Source organism: Segatella copri, from assembly GCF_949820605.1.
Classification (GTDB): domain Bacteria; phylum Bacteroidota; class Bacteroidia; order Bacteroidales; family Bacteroidaceae; genus Prevotella.
In genome coordinates this window covers 2,154,842-2,174,274 of sequence record NZ_CATKVU010000006.1, presented here as the reverse complement: position 1 = coordinate 2,174,274, position 19,433 = coordinate 2,154,842, and the positions used below count along the sequence as shown (strand labels likewise).

Here is a 19,433-nt window from a genome sequence, read left to right as displayed (position 1 = left end):
TAAATGCAATTTTATTTTGTAATCTCTTCGTTTATGCGTATCTTTGCAGACAATTTGGGTCATTGTGCCCTTTTGGTTTTAAGTTAGTAAAGATTTTTTAAAATGAGAAAGAAACAATATAAGCCTAGCAATCATCGTGGATTGCAGGTCATTACTTTGTGTATCAGTACCGCTATGGTGCTCATTTTGTTGGGGTTAGTTATCTTCTCTGTCCTCATGGGACGCAATCTCTCTTCCTATGTGAAGGAGAATCTCGTGGTACAGGTGATGCTCGAACAGGATATGACTAACCCGGAGGGATTGCAGATGTGTAAACGCCTGAATGCAAGACCTTATGTCAATACGCTGACTTATATCACCAAGGAAGAGGCACTGAAAGAAGCTACCCGCGATTTGGGTACCAACCCGAGCGAGTTTGCCGGTGTCAACCCTTTCCAGCCTTCCATAGAGATTACGACGAAGGCAGATTACGCGAACAATGATTCATTGAAGTGGATTGCCAAGGAACTGAAGGCATATCCGCGTGTTACCGAGGTTACTTATCAGCACGACCTGATAGAACAGGTGAACAATTCGTTGGCAAAGATCAGTATCGGATTGCTGATTGTAGCAGCCCTGCTCACCTTCATCTCGTTCTCGCTGATTAACAATACGGTGCGTCTGGGCATCTATGCCCGCCGTTTCTCCATCCATACGATGAAGCTGGTAGGTGCATCCTGGGGCTTTATCCGTCGTCCGTTCCTGCGCAAGGCTGTGCTTGTGGGCGTTGTTTCAGCCCTGCTGGCAGATGGCTTTCTGGGCGGTTGTCTCTATGCATGGTCGCTTCACGAACCGGAACTGATGAATGTTTTGGGCTGGCAGGAACTTGCCATCACCGGCGGTTCCGTCTTCCTCTTCGGTATCATCATCACCGCCTTCTGCGCCTGCATCTCAGTCAATAAGTTCCTGAAGATGAAGGCGGGAGACTTGTATAAAATTTAAACATTACACATTAAACATTAAAAATAATGGATAAGAAGAATTTAGCATTCGACAAGATGAACTTTATCTTGTTAGGCATCGGAATGGCGATTATCATCATCGGTTTTCTGCTGATGAGTGGCGCCGGTTCTAACGAGCATACCTTCGATACTGATATTTTCAGTGCCCGTCGCATCGTTGTAGCACCAACCGTAACATTGATTGGTTTCCTTTCAATCATCTATGCGGTGATTCACAAACCGAAAGACAATGAATAATTTATAATTAATATACATATTATTATTAGATGGATTTTATTCAGACTATCATTATCTCTATCGTAGAGGGACTGACCGAGTTCTTGCCTGTGTCCAGTACGGGCCACATGATTATAGCAGAAAACTTGCTGGGTGTAGATATCCAGGATAAGTTTGTCAACGCCTTTACTGTCATCATCCAGTTTGGCGCCATCCTGTCTGTCATCTGTCTGTATTGGAAGAGATTCTTCTATCCTGAGGCTGTGAAGACCGGTGAGAAGACCTATTGGAAGGCGATGTTCGATTTCTATGCCCGTCTGGTTGTAGGTACCGTGCCTGCCGTGGTATTGGGCCTTGCCTTCAATGATTTCATCGAGTCAAACCTTGGCAATGTACAACTGGTGGGCTGGATGCTTGTCATCGGCGGTATTTTCATGCTCTTCTGCGATAAGATATTCAATAAAGGCAGCGAACAGACCAAGCTTACTTACAAGCGTGCCCTGATTATCGGTTTCATCCAGTGTATAGCGATGATTCCTGGTGTATCGCGCTCTATGTCAACCATCGTGGGTGGTATGTCCCAGCGTCTTACCCGCAAGGCAGCAGCCGAGTTCTCATTCTTCCTGGCAGTGCCAACCATGTTTGGCGCCACCTGTCTCGAGGTTTATAAGCTCATCAGCCATGGCGGCGGCTCATTGCTCACCCAGGGCAACAACCTGTTCACATTGATATTAGGCTCAGTGGTAGCATTTATCGTTGCCATTCTCGCCATCAAGTTTTTCATCAATTATGTCACCAAGTACGGTTTTGCAGCTTTCGGCTGGTACCGTATCGTAGTAGGACTTATCATTATCATCTGCGGCCTTTGCGGTGTAGATATGCAGATGGTTGACTAAATATAAACTATGGATTTCAGAAAAGGAGAAATTATTGCCATCGACAAGCCTTATCGCATGTCGAGTTTCGGAGCCCTGGCGCATGTTCGCTATCTGCTCAGTAAGAAACTCGGTTTTAAGGTAAAGATAGGACATGCCGGTACGCTCGATCCCCTTGCCACTGGCGTGCTGGTGCTCTGCACCGGTAAATGTACGAAGCAGATAGAACAGCTGCAGACCCACACTAAGGAGTATACAGCTACCCTGCAGCTCGGTGCTACTACCGCCAGCTACGATAAGGAACACAGCGTGAATCACACCTATCCTACGAAGCATATCACCCGCCAGCTGGTGGAGGAAACGCTCAAGCAGTTTGTGGGCGAGATTCAGCAGGTTCCGCCTACCTACAGCGCCGTAAAGGTGAATGGCGACCGTTCTTATGCCTTGCGCCGAGCAGGCGAAGAGGTTCTGCTTAAGCCGAAGACCGTGCGTGTAGACGAGATAGAACTCACCGATTATAACGATGAGGAGAAGACCGCCAGCATCCGTGTGGTTTGCGGCAAAGGTACTTACATCCGCTCCCTCGCCCGTGATATCGGCAGGGCTCTCGATAGTGGCGCCTACCTTACCGCCCTCCGCCGTACCAAGGCTGGAAGTTTCGCAGTAGAAAACTGCATCAGTTTTGATCATTTCCAGGAATGGCTTGATGAGCAGCCTCTCGAAGACAGCCTTCAACCATCCAAGTAATAAAAAATATAACATGAAGCTATCACAATTTAACTTTAAGTTGCCAAAAGATCAGGTGGCACTTTATCCACATAAGGCAAAGCACGTGGTAAAAACGGCTAGTGGTGAACGTACATTCGAGATTACTCGCCGCGACGAGTCCCGACTCATGGTTCTCCACAAGAAGTCAGAAACCATCGAGATGTACAAGAAAGATGCGAAAGGCAAGGATATGGTTGATGCCGATGGTAATCCAGTATTCCTGCAGTTCAAGGATATCGTGAATTTCTTCGAAGAGGGCGATACCTTCATCTTCAACAATACCAAGGTATTTCCAGCCCGTCTTTACGGCACCAAGGAGAAGACCGATGCCAAGATTGAGGTGTTCCTGCTCCGTGAGCTCAATCCTGAGATGCGCCTTTGGGACGTATTGGTAGAGCCTGCCCGCAAGATCCGTATCGGTAACAAGCTTTTCTTCGATGATGTCAACGAGATGGTTGCCGAGGTTATCGACAATACCACCAGCCGTGGCCGTACCCTCCGTTTCCTCTATGATGAGGATGGCAATCATGATGTCTTCAAGCGTTCGCTCTTCGCTCTGGGCGAGGCTCCGCTTCCTCGCTACGTTATCGATGCACGTGAGGATCATCACGCTACAGAGGATGATATGGACGATTTCCAGTGTGTTTTCGCTGAAGTAGAGGGTGCTGTTACTGCTCCTGCTACCGGTCTTCACTTCTCACGCGAGCTGATGAAGCGTATGGAGATTAACGGTATCAACGAGGCTTATATCACCCTGCATTGCGGTTTGGGCAACTTCCATGATATCGAGGTTGAAGACCTTACCAAGCACAAGATGGATTCTGAGCAGATGATGATCAGCCAGGAGGCATGCGATCTGGTTAACAAGACCAAGCTTGCCGGCCATCGCGTCTGCGCTATCGGTACCAGTGTGATGAAGGCTACAGAAACGGCTGTTGGCACAGATGGTATGATGAAGGCTTTCGACGGATGGACCAACAAGTTCATCTTCCCTCCATACGATTTCGGTCTTGCTGACTGTGCCGTAGCCAATTTCTATCATCCGGAGTCAACCCTGATGATGAGTACTGCAGCCTTTGGCGGTTACGACCTGGTTTACGAGGCATACAAGATGGCTGTGAAGAATGGCTATATGTTTGGCTGCTATGGTGATTCTTTGTTGATGCTTCCAGATTAAACAGAGGTATAAACAGTTTATATACACATATAAATTGTTTATATTCTTTGTTTTAGCTTAGTTATCCACAATTTTATGAAAGTGTGAATAAGTATGTATCAGGTATATTTAAGTCTCGGTACGAATTTGGGCAACCGAAAGCGCAACATTCGCGAGGTAATAGAAAAGATAGGAGAGCAGATTGGTGTGGTAGAGCGCCAGTCTGCTCTTTACGAAACCAAGCCTTGGGGTTATTCATCGCCCAACGACTACATCAATGCCTGTGTGCTGGTTCTCACCACGATGGCACCGCGCCAGGTGCTGGAGGCTACGCAGCACATAGAGCGCGAAATGGGGCGCACCATGAAGTCGGTGGATGGCGAATACCAGGATCGCATCATCGACATTGATATCCTGATGATAGATGACTTGGTGATAGATGAGCCCGATTTCAAGGTTCCCCATCCGTTGATGGAGGAGCGTGAATTCGTGATGAAACCTTTGAAGGAAATACTCAGGTGATTTATTATAATTCAGGCAGAAGGAGAAAACTTTCTGCCTTTTTTAATTGCTTTTGCTTACTTTAACTCGTTTCATAAGTGTTTTTTGCAGTTTTTTTATTATTTTTGCACCCGAAATTAAAGTTAGCAGTAATATAGCTTAATTATTAAGCAGTAAAATAACAAAAATATTCAGCGGAAAATAAAAGTAAGTAAAAAGATATTTGTATATCAGGAGGTATAAGTGAATATGAAAGTAAATAAGTTTATGGCTGTAGCCATTATGATGTGCCTTTGTATCCAATCAATGCAAGCACAGCAGATAGGCTTCAAGACTAATATGCTTTATTGGGCTACTACCACCCCTAATATGGGAATGGAAATGGAAGTAGGCAAGAAGCATACAGCTCAGGTATTTCTGGGCTTGAATCCCTGGAGGCAGAGTGGAGGAGATCAGTCTAGGCTCCGACACTGGTTGGTGATGCCGGAATATCGTTACTGGTTCAACCGAAGCTTTGATGGATGGTTTGTGGGTGCCCATGCCTTGGGCGGTCAGTATAACGTGGGCGGCGTGAAGTTTCCTTTCGGATTGTTGAAAGGATTGCGCAACCATCGCTATGAAGGTTGGTATGTCGGAGGCGGCATCACAGCTGGAAAACAATGGAATCTTTCAAAGCACTGGAACTTCGAGGCTTCGCTCGGATTGGGTTATGTCCATACATCCTACGATAAATTCGAATGCGGAATGTGTGGCGAAAAGCTGAAAACTGCCCACAAAAATTATGTGGGTCCCACCAAGGTGGCTCTCTCCCTCATCTATTTAATCCCTGGCAAGGCTGAAGAGAAGCACGAAAACGATATGCCTCAGATTATCGAGACCATTCAGCAGCCTAAGCAGAATGTACTGAAGCCGGTGCTTCAGTTGCAGGCAGTAGTAGCCGAAGCTCCGAAGATTCGCCATTTGGATAAGCGAGCCTATATCGACTTCCCAGTGAACAGGATAGAGCTGCGTGCCGACTATCGCCGCAATCCGGCACAGTTGGATAGCATCATCACTACCATCAAGGCATTGAAGGCGGATAAGAACCTGCAGGTGATGGCAATCAATATCCATGGTTTTGCTTCACCGGAAGGCACGTATCAGCACAACGATTACTTGGCAAAGAACCGTGCCCGCACTTTGGCGGAGTATGTTCGCAAGATGGTGCAGCTGCCCGACAGCATCTTCACCATATCATCCACTGCCGAGGATTGGGATGGCTTGTGTGAACATATCCAGCAGAGCGATTTGGAGAAGAAGCAGCAGATTTTAGCGATAGCGCAGGATGAAACCCTGACCCCAGATGCCCGAAATGCGAAAATGAAGAAACTATATCCGGCGCAATATCGCACCCTGCTCACCCTCTGTTATCCGGCTCTCCGCCATAGCGACTACCACATTACATATAAGATTAAGCCATTTGATGTGGAGGAGGCAAAGCAGATCATGAAGACCAAGCCGCAGCTGTTGTCGCTCAACGAGTTGTTCATGGTAGCCCAGACCTACAAGGTGGGTTCCAGGGAGTTCAACGAGGTGATGGAGCTGGCTGTGCGCATGTATCCGGAGGATGAAACCGCCAATCTGAATGCCGCCATCATCCGCCTGAACAATGGTGATGCCGAGGCTGCCAAGCCTTATCTGGATAGAGCCGGCGATTCCAAGGAAGCCGATGCTGCAAGAAAAGCGTATCAGGTGCTGACGATTCAATGAAGCTATAAATATAGACTATAGGAATAAAAGCTATAAAATTACGATAAATACAGCAGAAAATATAAATAAAAAAGTAATAAATACGATTTAAACTATAAAATTATGAAGAAATTCAGAGTGCTTTCATCTGTGCTGGCATCAGCATTGATGATGACGGTGATGTCTTGCTCAAGCAGCGATGACTTGAATGGTGGCGGTCCAGATAATGCTAACGATAAGTCTTATCTCGCCATCAGAATAAATAATGTAGGTTCTGCTTCCGGTTCCCGTGCAGAAAGTGATTATGAAGCAGGTACGGCAGATGAGAACTATATTGAGAGTGTAAGATTCTATTTCTTCCATGCTGATGGAACTCCTTATATGCTGAAGAATGCTGGTCAGTCTACCGGTAAAAACTGGCTGGAGAAGAACCGTGATTTGAATACAGATAATAAGGAAAATCCAAATGTGTCTATGATTTCCAATCCTCTTTTGGTTATCGAGGGCAATACCGGAGCTTCACCAGCCGTGATGATTGCAGTCATCAATCCAAATTCATTGGATGGAGATAAGCTCGGAGATGGTGCCAAGACGTTGGATGATGTGAAGCGTTCTGCTGTCTTCTCTCAGTTCTATACCACTGGCAACAAGAACTTTGTGATGAGCAATTCTGTTTTTGTAGCCAATGGTGTGGAGAAATGTGCTTCTGTCGTCACAGGACATGTTGCTACCACAGCAGATGAGGCCAAGAAAAAACCTGTAGAGATGTTCGTTGAGCGAGTAGTGGCTAAGGTTCAGCCTACTATCGATGCTAATTACACTGCTACTGATGGCAGAAAATGGACAAAGATTGATGGCAAGGATGCCATGAAGGTGGGTGTTTATGGTACCAATGATATCTATGCCGTAGTTGATGGATGGGGTGTTGCTGATGAAGATGGCAAGGCCGAGCTGGTAAAGCAGGTAAATACTACATGGAATGATGAAAACCTGGGTATCAACGTATGGACTTCTTCTGACTACAATCGTTGTTTCTGGACTTCTTCCGTACCCTTTGCCGCTGGTGGTGCAGACGGTAATAAACCGGTTAATCATACTTACAATGATTATGCTGCCCGCAAGTTAACTGATTGTGCCTACACCTTGCCAAATGCGCCAATAACTGTAGATCTAGACCCTTATGCCAGCACTTTGACCAAGATGGTACTTGTAACTCATCTGGTTTACAAGGATGGAACGGATTACAAAAAAGCAGAAATCTGCCAGTATCGTGGTCAGGAATACCTGCATGTCGATGATGTGAAGACAGAAGTTGCCAACAGCTTTGCCGATTACTATATCAGTAAGGGCAATACCCGTACCAAGTTGCAGCCATCTGATATCGAGTTCACTACCGCGGCTACTGGTATCAAGGATTATCAGGTAGTGGCCACCTTGCGTACGTTGGCTACAGACGAGTCTTTGCAGAAGAAAACGGGAATCACAGAAGATTCATATACAGGTGTAACCCGGGAAGCTCTCCAGGCCGAGATGAACAAAGAGCCAGCTCAGATCCGCAAGGAGGGTAGGGCATATTACTTCATCCCTATCCGCCACTTGGGTACAGATTCAACGAAGGTGGGCTACTACGGCATCGTGCGCAACCATGTGTATAGCATCAACATTCAGAATATGTTCGGATTCGGTACACCGGTTTATGATCCAAACAAGGTTATCGACCCAACCATTCCATCTAACGATGCTACCTATCTTGCAGCCCGCATCAACGTGCTTTCATGGCGAGTTGTAAAGTATAACGCAGATTTGGATAAGACAAAATAATGAAGATACAGACTCGTACCCTTACATGGGGCACTTTCTTATCTTGGTTGTTGCTGCCACTGAGCCTGACCCTCGTGTCATGTTCCTGGTGGCACGACGACCAGGAAGGGTGTGAGGCTACCAGGCGTGTTCGTTTTGTTTACGATATGAACATGCTCTATGCCGATGCCTTTGCCCATGAGGTGAAGACCGTCACGCTTCATGCCTTTGATTCGGAGGGAAAACTGGTCTATTCCAAGACTGCTCCAACTTCAGAGATTCTATCCGAAGAGGGAATGAATGTGGATGATATGCCGTCAGGGGTATATGATCTTCAGGTTTGGGCTGAAGGTGAAGAACGCCATTCCAATTCCTATATATATAAAGGTGAAGATGGAAAGGAGAGCTGGGGAAAGGCCAGCATGGGAGATTTCCAGGTTCTTGTGAATCGTGATGATAACCATCAGGTAAACCACGACCTTACTCCCCTGTTTCATGGCATCCTGCGAAATGCCGACCTCACTGCTGTTTTTGGCAAAACCAAAACAGTAACCGTCAGACTCACCAAGGATACCAACCATTTCAAGATCATATTGCAGCATCTTTCTGGAAAGAGCCTGAGGGCTGAAGATTTCGACTTTGTCATTACGGATAACAATGGCTATCTGGATTACGACAACAGTCTCCTGGCAGATGATGAACTATCCTATTCTGCATGGAGCAAGTATGAAGGCATGGCTGGTGTAAACGGGAATACGGGCGAGCAGACCTCCGTATCTGCAGCCTTGGCAGAGTTAACCACCTGCCGCCTCGTGAAAGGCCATCAGATGCGCCTGCATGTATATGAGCATTCTACAGGCAGAAGCATTATCAATATTCCATTGATAGATTATGCCTTGCTGGTAAAGGGAAATTATCAGAGCAGGATGGACGACCAGGAATATCTTGACCGCCAGGATTCATATAATCTCGTATTCTTTCTCGACGAGAAGGCTAACTGGCTGGCTACAACCATCTATATCAATTCGTGGAGAGTGGTATTGAATAATTCGGATTTCGGACCTTCAAAATGATGAATATCAATAAGATCTTTCAATATCTGCTTGCCCTGGCAGGTGTAATTACCTGCATGGCATGCAGCGATTCCGCCGACCGTGTGTCGGATGACGGCTATGTAAGGGTGGTATTCCAGCTATATATGCCATCCTCTACGGTGGTGACCCGTGCGGGGGACAGCGATTGGGAATATGCCATCGACAAGAGCCGATTGCATGTAGTTTTCTATAGTCAGGATGGCCGTGCCATCGGCGGGGTGGAGCATCTGGTACTTCTGCCTACCCAGAAGGAGAATGAATATCAGGTTACCGGATCCATCAAGCTGGATAAGTTGCAGATGACTAACAGTGGCTTTTCCGGAAAGGTGATGGTTTATGCCAACATCAATGGCGTGGACGAGCAGGCAGATTTCTCGGAAGATAATCTGAACCGCCTGACCTTCAGCTATCAGCCTACCACGCCCCATTTCATTCCGATGTGGGGGGTGAAGCAGCTTGAAAACATTCCTTTCGAGGCAGGAAAGCAGTATGACATCAAGACCATCAATCTGCTCCGTGCAGAAGCCAAGATTCATGTTTCGCTTCGCCAGGATATGATAGATGCGGGATATACGCTCACGCAGGTAAAACTCCTGGGGCATCAGCAGCAGGGCTATTGTCTGCCGCCGTTTGCCAGTGTTGCCCATCTGGAAGATGCCAACCGGCTTTCTGATGCGGATATGGGGCATTTTCACGAAGCCACTCCTTCTTTGGATCCTGTTGATATGTTGCAGGGTGATGTCTATGTTCCTGAATATCGGAATAGCGGAGAGGGGGGGGGCTACGCCTGCCGTCATCAGTCTGCGGCTCAGAGACCGGTTTGGAAAGGAATCAGATTATAAGCTCAAGTTTGTGGATTATGATGATGCCAGCGGGGCTCCAACCTCCCGGGCAGTAGATATCCTCAGAAATCATTACTATCAGTTTCTGTTATATAAAGGCGAAAATGATATCCTGCATGTTAATTTGAATGTGCGAAAGTGGTATTACACTGAGCACGACCATATTATCATGTAAGAAATATCGTCTTAAGTGTTATAATGTAAATTCATGAAGAAATTATTATCATATATTTGTTGGGTGCTTGCCATCTTCTGTTTGATGGGGTGCGGTTCCGATGGCGGTGCGGAAATGATTCCGGAACTGCCTGCGGCTGAATGCGTTTCCGTGAAAATGCAGTTGGGCGTTTCTGAAAGCAGGGAGGCTACCCGAGCGGGATATAGTGATAGCTTGAATTCTTCGGGAGAATGGATGAAAAACTGGTTTGTGGTAATCGCCAGCAACCATCAGATAGACACTATCATCACCAATCATCCTTATGGTTCGGGCGAACAGGAACGTGCCTTGGACGATTGCTGGGTGAGACTGAAGCCGGGCAAGCATGTGTTCTATTCCTTTGCTAATATTCAGCCTGCCGAGCTGGGCTTGCAGGGAAAGAAGAAGGGAGATGATCTGCCAGCAGACTTTGACCGCTATAAGTATCATGTAGAGATACCGAAACTTGCCTTTGCCGACCACTGGACCGACTTCGGGGATGAATCCCAACCGTTCTTCAAGAACGGAATCCCCATGAGCAACCGCCAGGAGATAGATATCGATAGCAACACCAGATCCATCAACCTTGAAGTAATCAGAATGGTGGCGAAAGTGCAGCTCAGTATCACCAATACCTCCAGTCATCCCATTACCATCAGGAAAGTGGTTCTCTCCGACCAGACTCCCAATTCTATGGAGAACCTGATGCTTTTCCCTGCTGCCGATGAGGTAGATAACCAGGGAGTAGCCCATGTGGGCAAACCGAACCTCTGTACGCAGCAGAAGCAGGTGGTTACCTACGAGGGACTGAACAACGGGGAAGGCTATACCGTGAGTGCCCATGGTGGCAAGCAGTATATCCGCTTCTATGTGAACGAAAGTGAGGCAACTGACGAGAATAAGTATTTCGTGCTCCAGTTGCATACGGATGATGGCAACGGAGGGGAACTGACCCGCCGCTATGCGATGCTCAACTGGCGACAGATGTGTCGCAACGATTTCCGCATGATTCCCATTCAGTTGGACGATTATGCCATCGAGTGGCAGGTAGAGGCGTTTTCACCTATCGGTGTGCTGCCGCAGGTAAAAGAGGATAACAGCAATCTCACAGTTACCTTCGGCTATTACGGCGAGTTCCATATCATCCCGAAAATCAGGAAGATAAGCAATCAGCAGCTGGTGGATTCCTGGAATATCAGCAACCAGCAGCTTACGGAAGTGGTTTCTACGCCAGCAGGCGATGCAGGAACCTGCATCTTTGATGCCAAACCTTATTGGAATGCGACAGCCAAGCGTATTGAATGCGAGATGGGCAACCGGTCGGGCACCTCTGTCTATCAGCTGAGAATGACGCTGGATGTGAATGGCGACAGGCTGACTCTGTCACGTAAAGTGAGATTTGTGATGAATTCGGTTAATTTAAAATAGAATGAAAGGAAACAGTTTATTTTCAAAATACATTTTGTTCATCCTGGGTATCATCTCTTTGATGCCTGGGATGGCTTATTCCCAGATCTTTAAGCATTATCAGGGCATCGCCAATAAAGCTGGCGATTACGAGGTGATAGATGCCGCCTATGACTGTCTCCGACAGAAAACGCATGTGTATGATTATTATATCGCCCTGCCTAGCGGCGGAAGCAAGGAATTGTTGCTGCCGCTTGCCAGCTATTCGGGCAATGGTGAACTTCTGGAACCTAGAGGATATTTCAGATGGTATAATTACGATACCGATAAGGCTTCTGCTCAGCTGAAGGCTTATTCTACCAGCACCCTGCTGCAGCACATGAAAGATGATCATGGAATAGATAAAGGTTTGATGGCCTATAATCTTTCTGCCAATCCCAATCGTAATTTGGTGGGTACCATTTATACACGTCCTGCTGATTCTTCCTGGAGCGGTGAGACCATTGCCTGCGATGTGAGCAGATACGTGGATGGCTGCAACGGAACAAGCTTTGAGCATGAGCCAACCCTTTCTATCCGATATATCTTCCATATCATGCCGGCAGAAAAGATGGCGGATGATATCAAGCGGAAACTCCTGGAAACAGGAAGAGACAGGGATTACACTTATGAAGATGGAAAGGGCATTTCGGTGGGATTGAAAGACAGAGAGGCCACTATAACATTCCGCCTCAATCTGAATGATGTGACCAACTATTATTTCCATCCCATGAACTATGTAAATAGGCATCATATTTTTGCTGAAGATGAGGAGCATCAGATTAAGGAGACTGATTTCTATCCTTCAGTGGTGCAGCCTAACGGGGTGCAGTGGCGTGTCTATAATTCCGATAAAACCAAGTTCGCCTGGTGGACTTATCGAGGAAAGGATTCCCGTTTCTTTGATTTGAGCTTGAAAAAACTAAATGAAACGTCTCTTAGCTCATGGCACAATCTGGATGGCAAAAACGGACTCAGCAGCCAACCGACCTTTAAGTATGGCGACCGTATCTATGTGGTGGCAATAGCCATTTCAGAAAAAGGTGAGAGGTGTCCTATCGCCAATTTCTCCTGCCAGCTATTCAATCAGTATCCGATGACTATTGATGAACTGAAGGCGGAAAACCAGAATACACGATTGAATTCCTATCTGGATGATCATTATCGCTCTGTCAATATCGTCTCTTTTGATCATGATAATGATGAACAGACCCTCCTGGCTCCTACAGGGCCAGATGATAACCAAGACCAGTTGCCTTCTAAATGGAGCAAACGAAGTTATGGCTTTGTCTATCGTGATTTGATCAATTCCGCTCCGGCTGGCAATATGTATGTAAATCCTAAGCATTCACCGCTGCATGGAGAGTACGGACTCTATAAGTCGGCAAATGTACCTGGATGGTCTGGAAGGGGAAACTCTGGTACAGATAACTACCTGTGGTGGCCTACTGCCCAGCTCTACGACCGCACCTACGAAAAAACGAATGGTACGCAATATGGTCATTTTCTCTATATAGATGCCGCCGATGAAAGCCGACAGATTGCCGAAGCAGATTTCAAAGCCGACCTCTGTGTGGGTTCGCAGGTGATTTTGAGTTCTGCTATTGCCGATATGACCACCGGTTCACAGCGCCCGCAGTTGCTGTTTAAACTCTATGGAGTGAATTATGATGAGAACAATCAGGAAACGGAGCGCAGGTTGCTGCACTCGTTCTCATCTGGTAATTTCTCGGGAAACCGTGTGGGAGGTGATGCGGCTAATGTAGGAAAATGGTATCAGGTTTACGGAAAGATGGTGTTGCAGAAGGAGAGTGGAGTGAATAATTTCACCGACTTCAAACTGGTGGTGGATAACATGTGTAAATCTACCTCTGGTGCCGACTATGCCTTCGATGATCTTCGCATCTATACCAAGGCTTCCAAGGTGGATGTTATCCAGAGCTCGCCTATCTGTCCTGGCAAGAATACTGCAAAGGATGCTTCTCTTTCCACTTCCATCCTCATTAAGTTGAGGGCTTTGCAGGAAACCATGGTGGCGCTTGCCGATCATGCAGAGCAGAAAACGCTCTACTTCCGATTCGTAGATGCCGATGGTAATCCGGTGAAGAACGTGAACTATGGAACGGCAGAGAAACCTTGCTATGATTGGGGAACTGCCACCATCTATAATTATGTGGATGAGAGCCGAAAGGTGGATGGAAAACCGATGTACGAGAAACTCAATGACGAGTGGAACGTGGTGCTTGCCAACAGATATTTCAATCTGCAGTCGAATCAGACTTACTATGTAAGTTTTGCTTTCGATGAGGATGGGGTAACGGATAAGAACCAGCTTTCGTGGGGAAAGCCTTCGGATGTATGTTCTCTCTATAGCGAGAATTTCCAGATGGTGCAGCAGAAGGTGCTGGTTACCGATGCCAATGGTAGCATCACCACCACCGTCACCATTCCTTGCGATGACAAGGCTATGCCTGAATATAACATCAAGGCACAGTTGCAGACTGTGGACCAGAATAATGGCGGTAGCATCCAGTTGAATGGTGTGCTTTATGATTGGTATGTGGATGATGCTAAGACTCCGATATTGGAAAACAGCGCCGAGTTCAAGAACATTCCGCTGGGTGTGGGCGATCATACTATCCGCGTGATTCCTACCAGCACGTCTTCTACCATCACGCAGGGTGGAGTAGATTATCAGATTTGTCTTAGCGAGATGTCGTTCAAGCTTCGTGTTGTCAAGAATGGTCCGCAGTTGAGTCTGGGTGTTCCGGGTGTGGCATATCCTAACAATTATGTCAGCACGGTTCGCATCGGTTTGCCGCAGGTAGCCCATCTGGCTCAGCAGGAAGCCAAGAAGGGCAAGGGCGGATATTTCTGCGTGCCTATCAGCGGTGAGAACCTGGTGGCAGATAATTCCACCCGTCTCTACTTCGTGAAGGCGGGCGGTAAGGATAAGTTGGATCCGTCGCAATATACCAATGTAATGTATCTTTCGGATACCAACGACCCTGCCTATCAGAATAGGATAGGGGAAAGCTTAACGCTGGCTACGCTTCAGGATAATTACATCATGAGAAAATCCAGCCAGTTGAAACTGAAGTTTACACCGCAAACGGGAAATGAATCTGCCACATCTTCTGCGGGTTCCAAGAATGTGCAGTTGCATGAGGGATACTGGTACGAAGGTGTGTTGATATTCCGTGAAGATGGCTCCAAGGGAACCACGGTGCTCTGTTCGGGTGAAACCTACATCCGCTTTGCGGTGGTGCCGGAATATGCCATCTGGAATCCTACGGCCAATAACAAGATGAGTGCGGCATGGAACAATGATGCCAACTGGCGCCGTTCTGTACGTAATGAACTCTATAAAGAGGAGAACCAATATACGGATTATCCGGGTGGCGGATACGTGCCGATGAAGTTTACCAAGGTAACGATACCTGATTTGAGCGGCTTATATTTCCCGTCTTTGGGATACATTGCCTATCAGAAATCCCCGCGCATCGCCACCAAACTGAGCAATGCCAAGGGCGATGCAGCAACGCCGAATATCCAGTATGACATGCTTGCCCGGTGGGATGCCAATGTCGCAGACCACGGACTGGATGCCGACGGCAATCTGGCGTGTGAACCTTTCTATGGCAACACCTGCGACCAGATTTACTTCAAGCCGGGAGGCGAACTGCTCAACCAGTGCTATCTCATCTACAACAAGGCTTGGGTGGAGAAGCAGATGAAGCCAAACACCTGGTATGCCCTCACCTCGCCTTTGCTGGATACCTATGCGGGCGACATCTATGTGCCGGCTGCATCGGGCAGACAGGAGACGGAGGCGTTCAAGCCAATCACGTTCTCCGCTTCAGTAAACAATCGTGTTACCAGTCCTGTATATCAGCGAAGCTGGGATGATGCTTCTGCTGAGGAAGTAACCTTGGGCGGCAGCTACGATGCCTACGACTATGCAGGTACCGGCATCACATTCGAGAATCAGAATCTCAATGCGCTTTCAGCCCACTGGAGCCACGTATATAATCAGGTGGACAGGAAATATCAGCCTCTGGAGGGCGTGGCTATCAGGATGGGAGATAAATATATGGTGGGTGTATCCGAAGTGTTGCTCCGATTGCCGAAGGCAGATACGCAATACGCCTATGTCTCGGCTTCTCAGCAGCAGAGTTCGCTTTCGGTGAATGTGGATAAGCAGAATGCCCATCGCCTGGTAGTGAATGCCGATGCTCAGGAGAATGCTTTGGGCAAGATGAGTTATTCGCTGGTACAGTTGCAGGATGGCAACAATTATTATCTGGTGGGCAATCCTTATATGGCTACGCTCAGCATGTACAAGTTCCTGAAGGCGAATCCATCGCTACAGTCCAGCTTCTATGTTTACGAGGATGGCGTGCTGAGGCTTTATGATAAGCTCGATATGTCGACCACCACGTATGAGTCGAAGAACGACGTGAAGATTTCGCCGATGCAGGCGTTCTTTGTCCGTCTGAAGGATGGACAGAGTGCATCGCAGCTCAACTTCACTTCTGCGATGACGGTAGATAGAGAAGTGTTTGGCGGTGTGAAGACGACATCGGATGAGGAGCAGAATCTCACGACACTTACCCTTACGGCTGCTGCATCGGGTTATCGCAGCCGTTCGAAGATTGTGATTGATGCCGCTGCCTCTGAGAATTATGATGAGACTGAAGATGGCCAGCTGCTCTATGATGCCCAACTCCAGGATGTACCGGTGGTCTATACGGTGGCTGGCGATGAGGCTGTAGCGCTGAATACCCTGCCGGATGTGGATTGGTTGCCACTGGGCGTGGTAGGCAAATCCTCTTCTGTTGGATTGAAAATTGATGGTATCTCTCGTCTTTCTTCTCCTCTTTACCTCTATGATGCTGCCACCCGGAGGTATCAGGAGATAAAGGATGGTGAGGAAGTGAAGGTAATGGCGAACGAGCACGGCAGATACTTCCTCACGCAGACTCGCAGTACCACTGGCATCGAAGATGCCGAGGTGGGCGAGAGTGACGTGAAGATCTATTCTCCAGCCCGGGGATTGATAGTAGTATCCAAGGTTGGGGGACCTCTATTAAATAAGGTGGAGGTTTACACCCTCGATGGAAAACTGGTGGCAGCGAAAAAGGCTGAAGGTGCTGTTTCTGTCAGTATCCCGGTTTCCTCTTCGTCCCAGACTGTCTATATTATCAGAGTATCCCTGATGGATACGCAGACTGTAATAACAAAAAAGCTTTCTCTCCGTTGAGAGAAAGCTTTTTTGTGTTTCTTATCTTTCTTTATTCCTGCTGCTGAGCATCATTCCGCCTGCCATCAGTCTTTTAGATCTGCGGAAAGTTTTGTAAACGGCCGTATCAGATGTCTGGTAGAGCAACAGGATGGTTGCCAGCGTCAGATAGATGATGCTGGTTATGGTTACAAGTTCTACAAAGTGCTGTTCTAAGAAATGAATCATATTCTTTTTTTTATGCAAGAAAAATCCCATCGCTCTTGCGAACGATGGGATTCTGTTCTGTTAAGCAATGTGTCTGCCTAAGCTGATTACTTACGAAGACCGAGGGCCTTGATGATAGCACGATAGCGATTGATGTCGCGATCATACAAGTAATCGAGCAATGCACGACGCTTTCCTACAAGCTGTGTCAACGCACGTGTTGTAGTATAATCTTTACGGTTCTTCTTAACATGTTCCGTCAAATGAGCAATACGGTATGAGAACAATGCTATCTGGCTCTCAGCAGAACCAGTATCAGAGTTAGACTTTCCGTACTTGCTAAAGATCTCTTCTTTTTTTGCTTTGTCTAAATACATAGCTGTAAAAACTTAATTTAATAAAATATGAATATGTTTAATTTTGTGCATCTGATGACCTTCCTCACGGTGGTTTCATTAAAAATGCGGTGCAAAGTTACAACTTTTTGGTGAATTATGCAAACATTTCGGGATTTTTTTGTAATTTTGCACCCAAATTTAAGTATTTAAGGTAAAAATTAAAATGCAAGACATTAGAAACATTGCAGTTATTGCACACGTTGACCATGGTAAGACTACATTGGTCGACAAGATGATGCTCGCCGGTAAGCTGTTCCGCGACGGCCAGGATAACAGTGGCGAAGTGCTCGATTCCAACGACTTGGAGCGCGAGCGTGGTATAACCATTCTCTCAAAGAATGTATCTATCAATTGGAAAGGTACTAAGATTAATATCCTCGATACTCCTGGACACTCTGACTTCGGTGGTGAGGTTGAGCGCGTGCTCAACATGGCTGATGGATGCCTCCTCCTCGTCGATGCTTTTGAGGGTCCGATGCCTCAGACCCGTTTCGTGCTCCAGAAGGCATTGCAGCTCGGACTGAAGCCTATCGTTGTTGTTAATAAGGTAGATAAGCCTAACTGTCGCCCAGAAGAGGTGTACGAGATGGTGTTCGACCTGATGTGCGACCTTGATGCTACAGAAGACCAGCTCGACTTCCCAGTAGTTTACGGTTCTGCCAAGAACGGCTGGATGGGCGAGGACTATAATCATCCAACAGACAATATCGATTATCTGCTCGATAAGATTATTGAGGTTATCCCTGCTCCTAAGCAGCTCGAGGGTACTCCACAGCTCCTTATCACATCGCTCGATTACAGCTCTTATACTGGTCGTATCGCCGTAGGTCGTGTTCACCGTGGTACATTGAAGGACGGCATGAATGTTACCATCTGCCACCGCGACGGAACCCAGGAGAAGACCAAGATCAAGGAGCTCCACACCTTCGAAGGTATGGGCCACAAGAAGACCGATCATGTAGATTCTGGCGATATCTGTGCCGTTATCGGCTTGGAGAAGTTCGAGATTGGTGATACCATCTGCGACTTCGAGAATCCTGAGCCACTGCCTCCAATCGCTGTCGATGAGCCTACCATGAGCATGCTCTTCACCATCAACGATTCACCATTCTTCGGTAAGGAAGGCAAGTTCTGTACATCACGCCACATCCAGGAGCGCTTGAACAAGGAGCTCGAGAAGAACCTCGCTCTCCGCGTACAGCCTTACGAGGATTCTACCGATAAGTGGATTGTATCAGGCCGTGGTGTGCTCCATCTCTCTGTACTCATCGAGACCATGCGCCGCGAGGGCTATGAACTCCAGGTAGGTCAGCCTCAGGTTATCTATAAGGAGATTGACGGTGTGAAGTGCGAGCCTGTAGAGGAGTTGACCATCAACGTACCAGAGGAGTTTGCTTCTAAGATGATTGATATGGTAACCCGCCGCAAGGGTGATATGACCTCTATGCTGAACATGGGCGAGCGTGTAGACATCGAGTTTGATATCCCATCACGTGGTATCATCGGTCTGCGTACCAACGTGCTTACCGCTTCTCAGGGCGAGGCTATCATGGCTCACCGCTTCAAGGAGTATCAGCCATACAAGGGTGAAATCAGCCGTCGTTCTAACGGTAGCATGATTGCGCTCGAAACCGGTACTGCCTTTGCTTACGCCATCGATAAGCTGCAGGATCGTGGTAAGTTCTTCATCGACCCGGGTGAGGAGGTTTACGGCGGCGAGGTTGTTGGTGAGCATGTTCACGAAAACGATCTGGTAGTGAACGTAACCAAGGCTAAGCAGCTTACCAACGTGCGTGCTTCCGGTTCTGACGATAAGGCCCGCGTCATTCCTAAGACCGTGATGAGTCTTGAGGAGTGCCTGGAGTATATCCGTGAGGACGAGTACGTAGAGGTAACTCCAAAGAACATGCGTATGCGCAAGATCGAGCTCGATCACCTGAAGCGCAAGCGCAGCAACAAAGACTAA

Annotated in this window: 15 protein-coding genes; 13 read left to right on the top strand and 2 right to left on the bottom strand. The window is 47.3% G+C overall.

Annotated features, from left to right (window positions below; translation table 11 throughout):
* Window positions 1–102 precede the first annotated feature (102 nt).
* The 12 genes from RCO84_RS10195 (at window position 103) to RCO84_RS10140 (ending at window position 16,883) form a co-directional block, all read left to right on the top strand.
* A complete protein-coding gene (locus RCO84_RS10195) occupies window positions 103–981 on the top strand; it encodes a cell division protein FtsX (RefSeq protein WP_144151940.1) in 879 nt (292 codons plus the stop codon).
* Window positions 982–1,007: 26 nt separating this feature from the next.
* Window positions 1,008–1,238 carry a DUF3098 domain-containing protein gene (locus tag RCO84_RS10190; RefSeq protein WP_317584994.1) on the top strand — a complete coding sequence of 77 codons (231 nt, stop codon included), beginning with the start codon at window positions 1,008–1,010 and terminating at the stop codon, window positions 1,236–1,238.
* A 29-nt stretch (window positions 1,239–1,267) separates the two neighbouring features.
* Window positions 1,268–2,113 (top strand): undecaprenyl-diphosphate phosphatase, encoded by an 846-nt coding sequence (locus tag RCO84_RS10185; RefSeq protein WP_144151938.1) that lies wholly within the window; start codon window positions 1,268–1,270, stop codon window positions 2,111–2,113.
* A gap of 9 nt (window positions 2,114–2,122) precedes the next feature.
* Window positions 2,123–2,839 (top strand): tRNA pseudouridine(55) synthase TruB, encoded by a 717-nt coding sequence (gene truB, locus RCO84_RS10180; RefSeq protein WP_153100972.1) that lies wholly within the window; start codon window positions 2,123–2,125, stop codon window positions 2,837–2,839.
* Between the two features lie 13 nt (window positions 2,840–2,852).
* The gene (gene queA, locus RCO84_RS10175; protein WP_144151936.1) at window positions 2,853–4,037 is read left to right on the top strand and encodes a tRNA preQ1(34) S-adenosylmethionine ribosyltransferase-isomerase QueA; all 1,185 of its coding nucleotides are present in this window, start codon (window positions 2,853–2,855) and stop codon (window positions 4,035–4,037) included.
* A 93-nt stretch (window positions 4,038–4,130) separates the two neighbouring features.
* Window positions 4,131–4,538 carry a 2-amino-4-hydroxy-6-hydroxymethyldihydropteridine diphosphokinase gene (folK, locus tag RCO84_RS10170; protein WP_144151934.1) on the top strand — a complete coding sequence of 136 codons (408 nt, stop codon included), beginning with the start codon at window positions 4,131–4,133 and terminating at the stop codon, window positions 4,536–4,538.
* Between the two features lie 228 nt (window positions 4,539–4,766).
* Window positions 4,767–6,266 (top strand): DUF3575 domain-containing protein, encoded by a 1,500-nt coding sequence (locus tag RCO84_RS10165; protein ID WP_144151932.1) that lies wholly within the window; start codon window positions 4,767–4,769, stop codon window positions 6,264–6,266.
* A 102-nt stretch (window positions 6,267–6,368) separates the two neighbouring features.
* Window positions 6,369–8,066 (top strand): Mfa1 family fimbria major subunit, encoded by a 1,698-nt coding sequence (locus RCO84_RS10160; protein WP_317572665.1) that lies wholly within the window; start codon window positions 6,369–6,371, stop codon window positions 8,064–8,066.
* Window positions 8,066–9,118 (top strand): FimB/Mfa2 family fimbrial subunit, encoded by a 1,053-nt coding sequence (locus tag RCO84_RS10155; RefSeq protein ID WP_317572664.1) that lies wholly within the window; start codon window positions 8,066–8,068, stop codon window positions 9,116–9,118. The genes RCO84_RS10160 and RCO84_RS10155 overlap by 1 nt, the downstream gene beginning before the upstream one ends.
* Window positions 9,118–9,981 (top strand): hypothetical protein, encoded by an 864-nt coding sequence (locus tag RCO84_RS10150; RefSeq protein WP_317584992.1) that lies wholly within the window; start codon window positions 9,118–9,120, stop codon window positions 9,979–9,981. Before RCO84_RS10155 ends, RCO84_RS10150 begins: the two co-directional genes overlap by 1 nt.
* 208 nt (window positions 9,982–10,189) lie before the next feature.
* Window positions 10,190–11,602 (top strand): hypothetical protein, encoded by a 1,413-nt coding sequence (locus RCO84_RS10145; protein ID WP_317584990.1) that lies wholly within the window; start codon window positions 10,190–10,192, stop codon window positions 11,600–11,602.
* Between the two features lies 1 nt (window position 11,603).
* Window positions 11,604–16,883, top strand: coding sequence for a hypothetical protein (locus tag RCO84_RS10140; RefSeq protein ID WP_317584988.1), 5,280 nt, complete (start codon window positions 11,604–11,606; stop codon window positions 16,881–16,883).
* A gap of 21 nt (window positions 16,884–16,904) precedes the next feature.
* Here the strand turns inward: RCO84_RS10140 and RCO84_RS10135 are convergent, their stop codons facing one another.
* Window positions 16,905–17,090, bottom strand: coding sequence for a hypothetical protein (locus RCO84_RS10135; protein WP_317584986.1), 186 nt, complete (start codon window positions 17,088–17,090; stop codon window positions 16,905–16,907).
* 86 nt (window positions 17,091–17,176) lie between these two features.
* Window positions 17,177–17,446: a 30S ribosomal protein S15 gene (gene rpsO, locus RCO84_RS10130; protein WP_022122065.1), complete on the bottom strand. Its 270-nt coding sequence runs from the start codon at window positions 17,444–17,446 to the stop codon at window positions 17,177–17,179.
* Between the two features lie 184 nt (window positions 17,447–17,630).
* Between rpsO and typA the strand changes: the two genes are divergently transcribed.
* Window positions 17,631–19,433 carry a translational GTPase TypA gene (typA, locus tag RCO84_RS10125; RefSeq protein WP_144151912.1) on the top strand — a complete coding sequence of 601 codons (1,803 nt, stop codon included), beginning with the start codon at window positions 17,631–17,633 and terminating at the stop codon, window positions 19,431–19,433.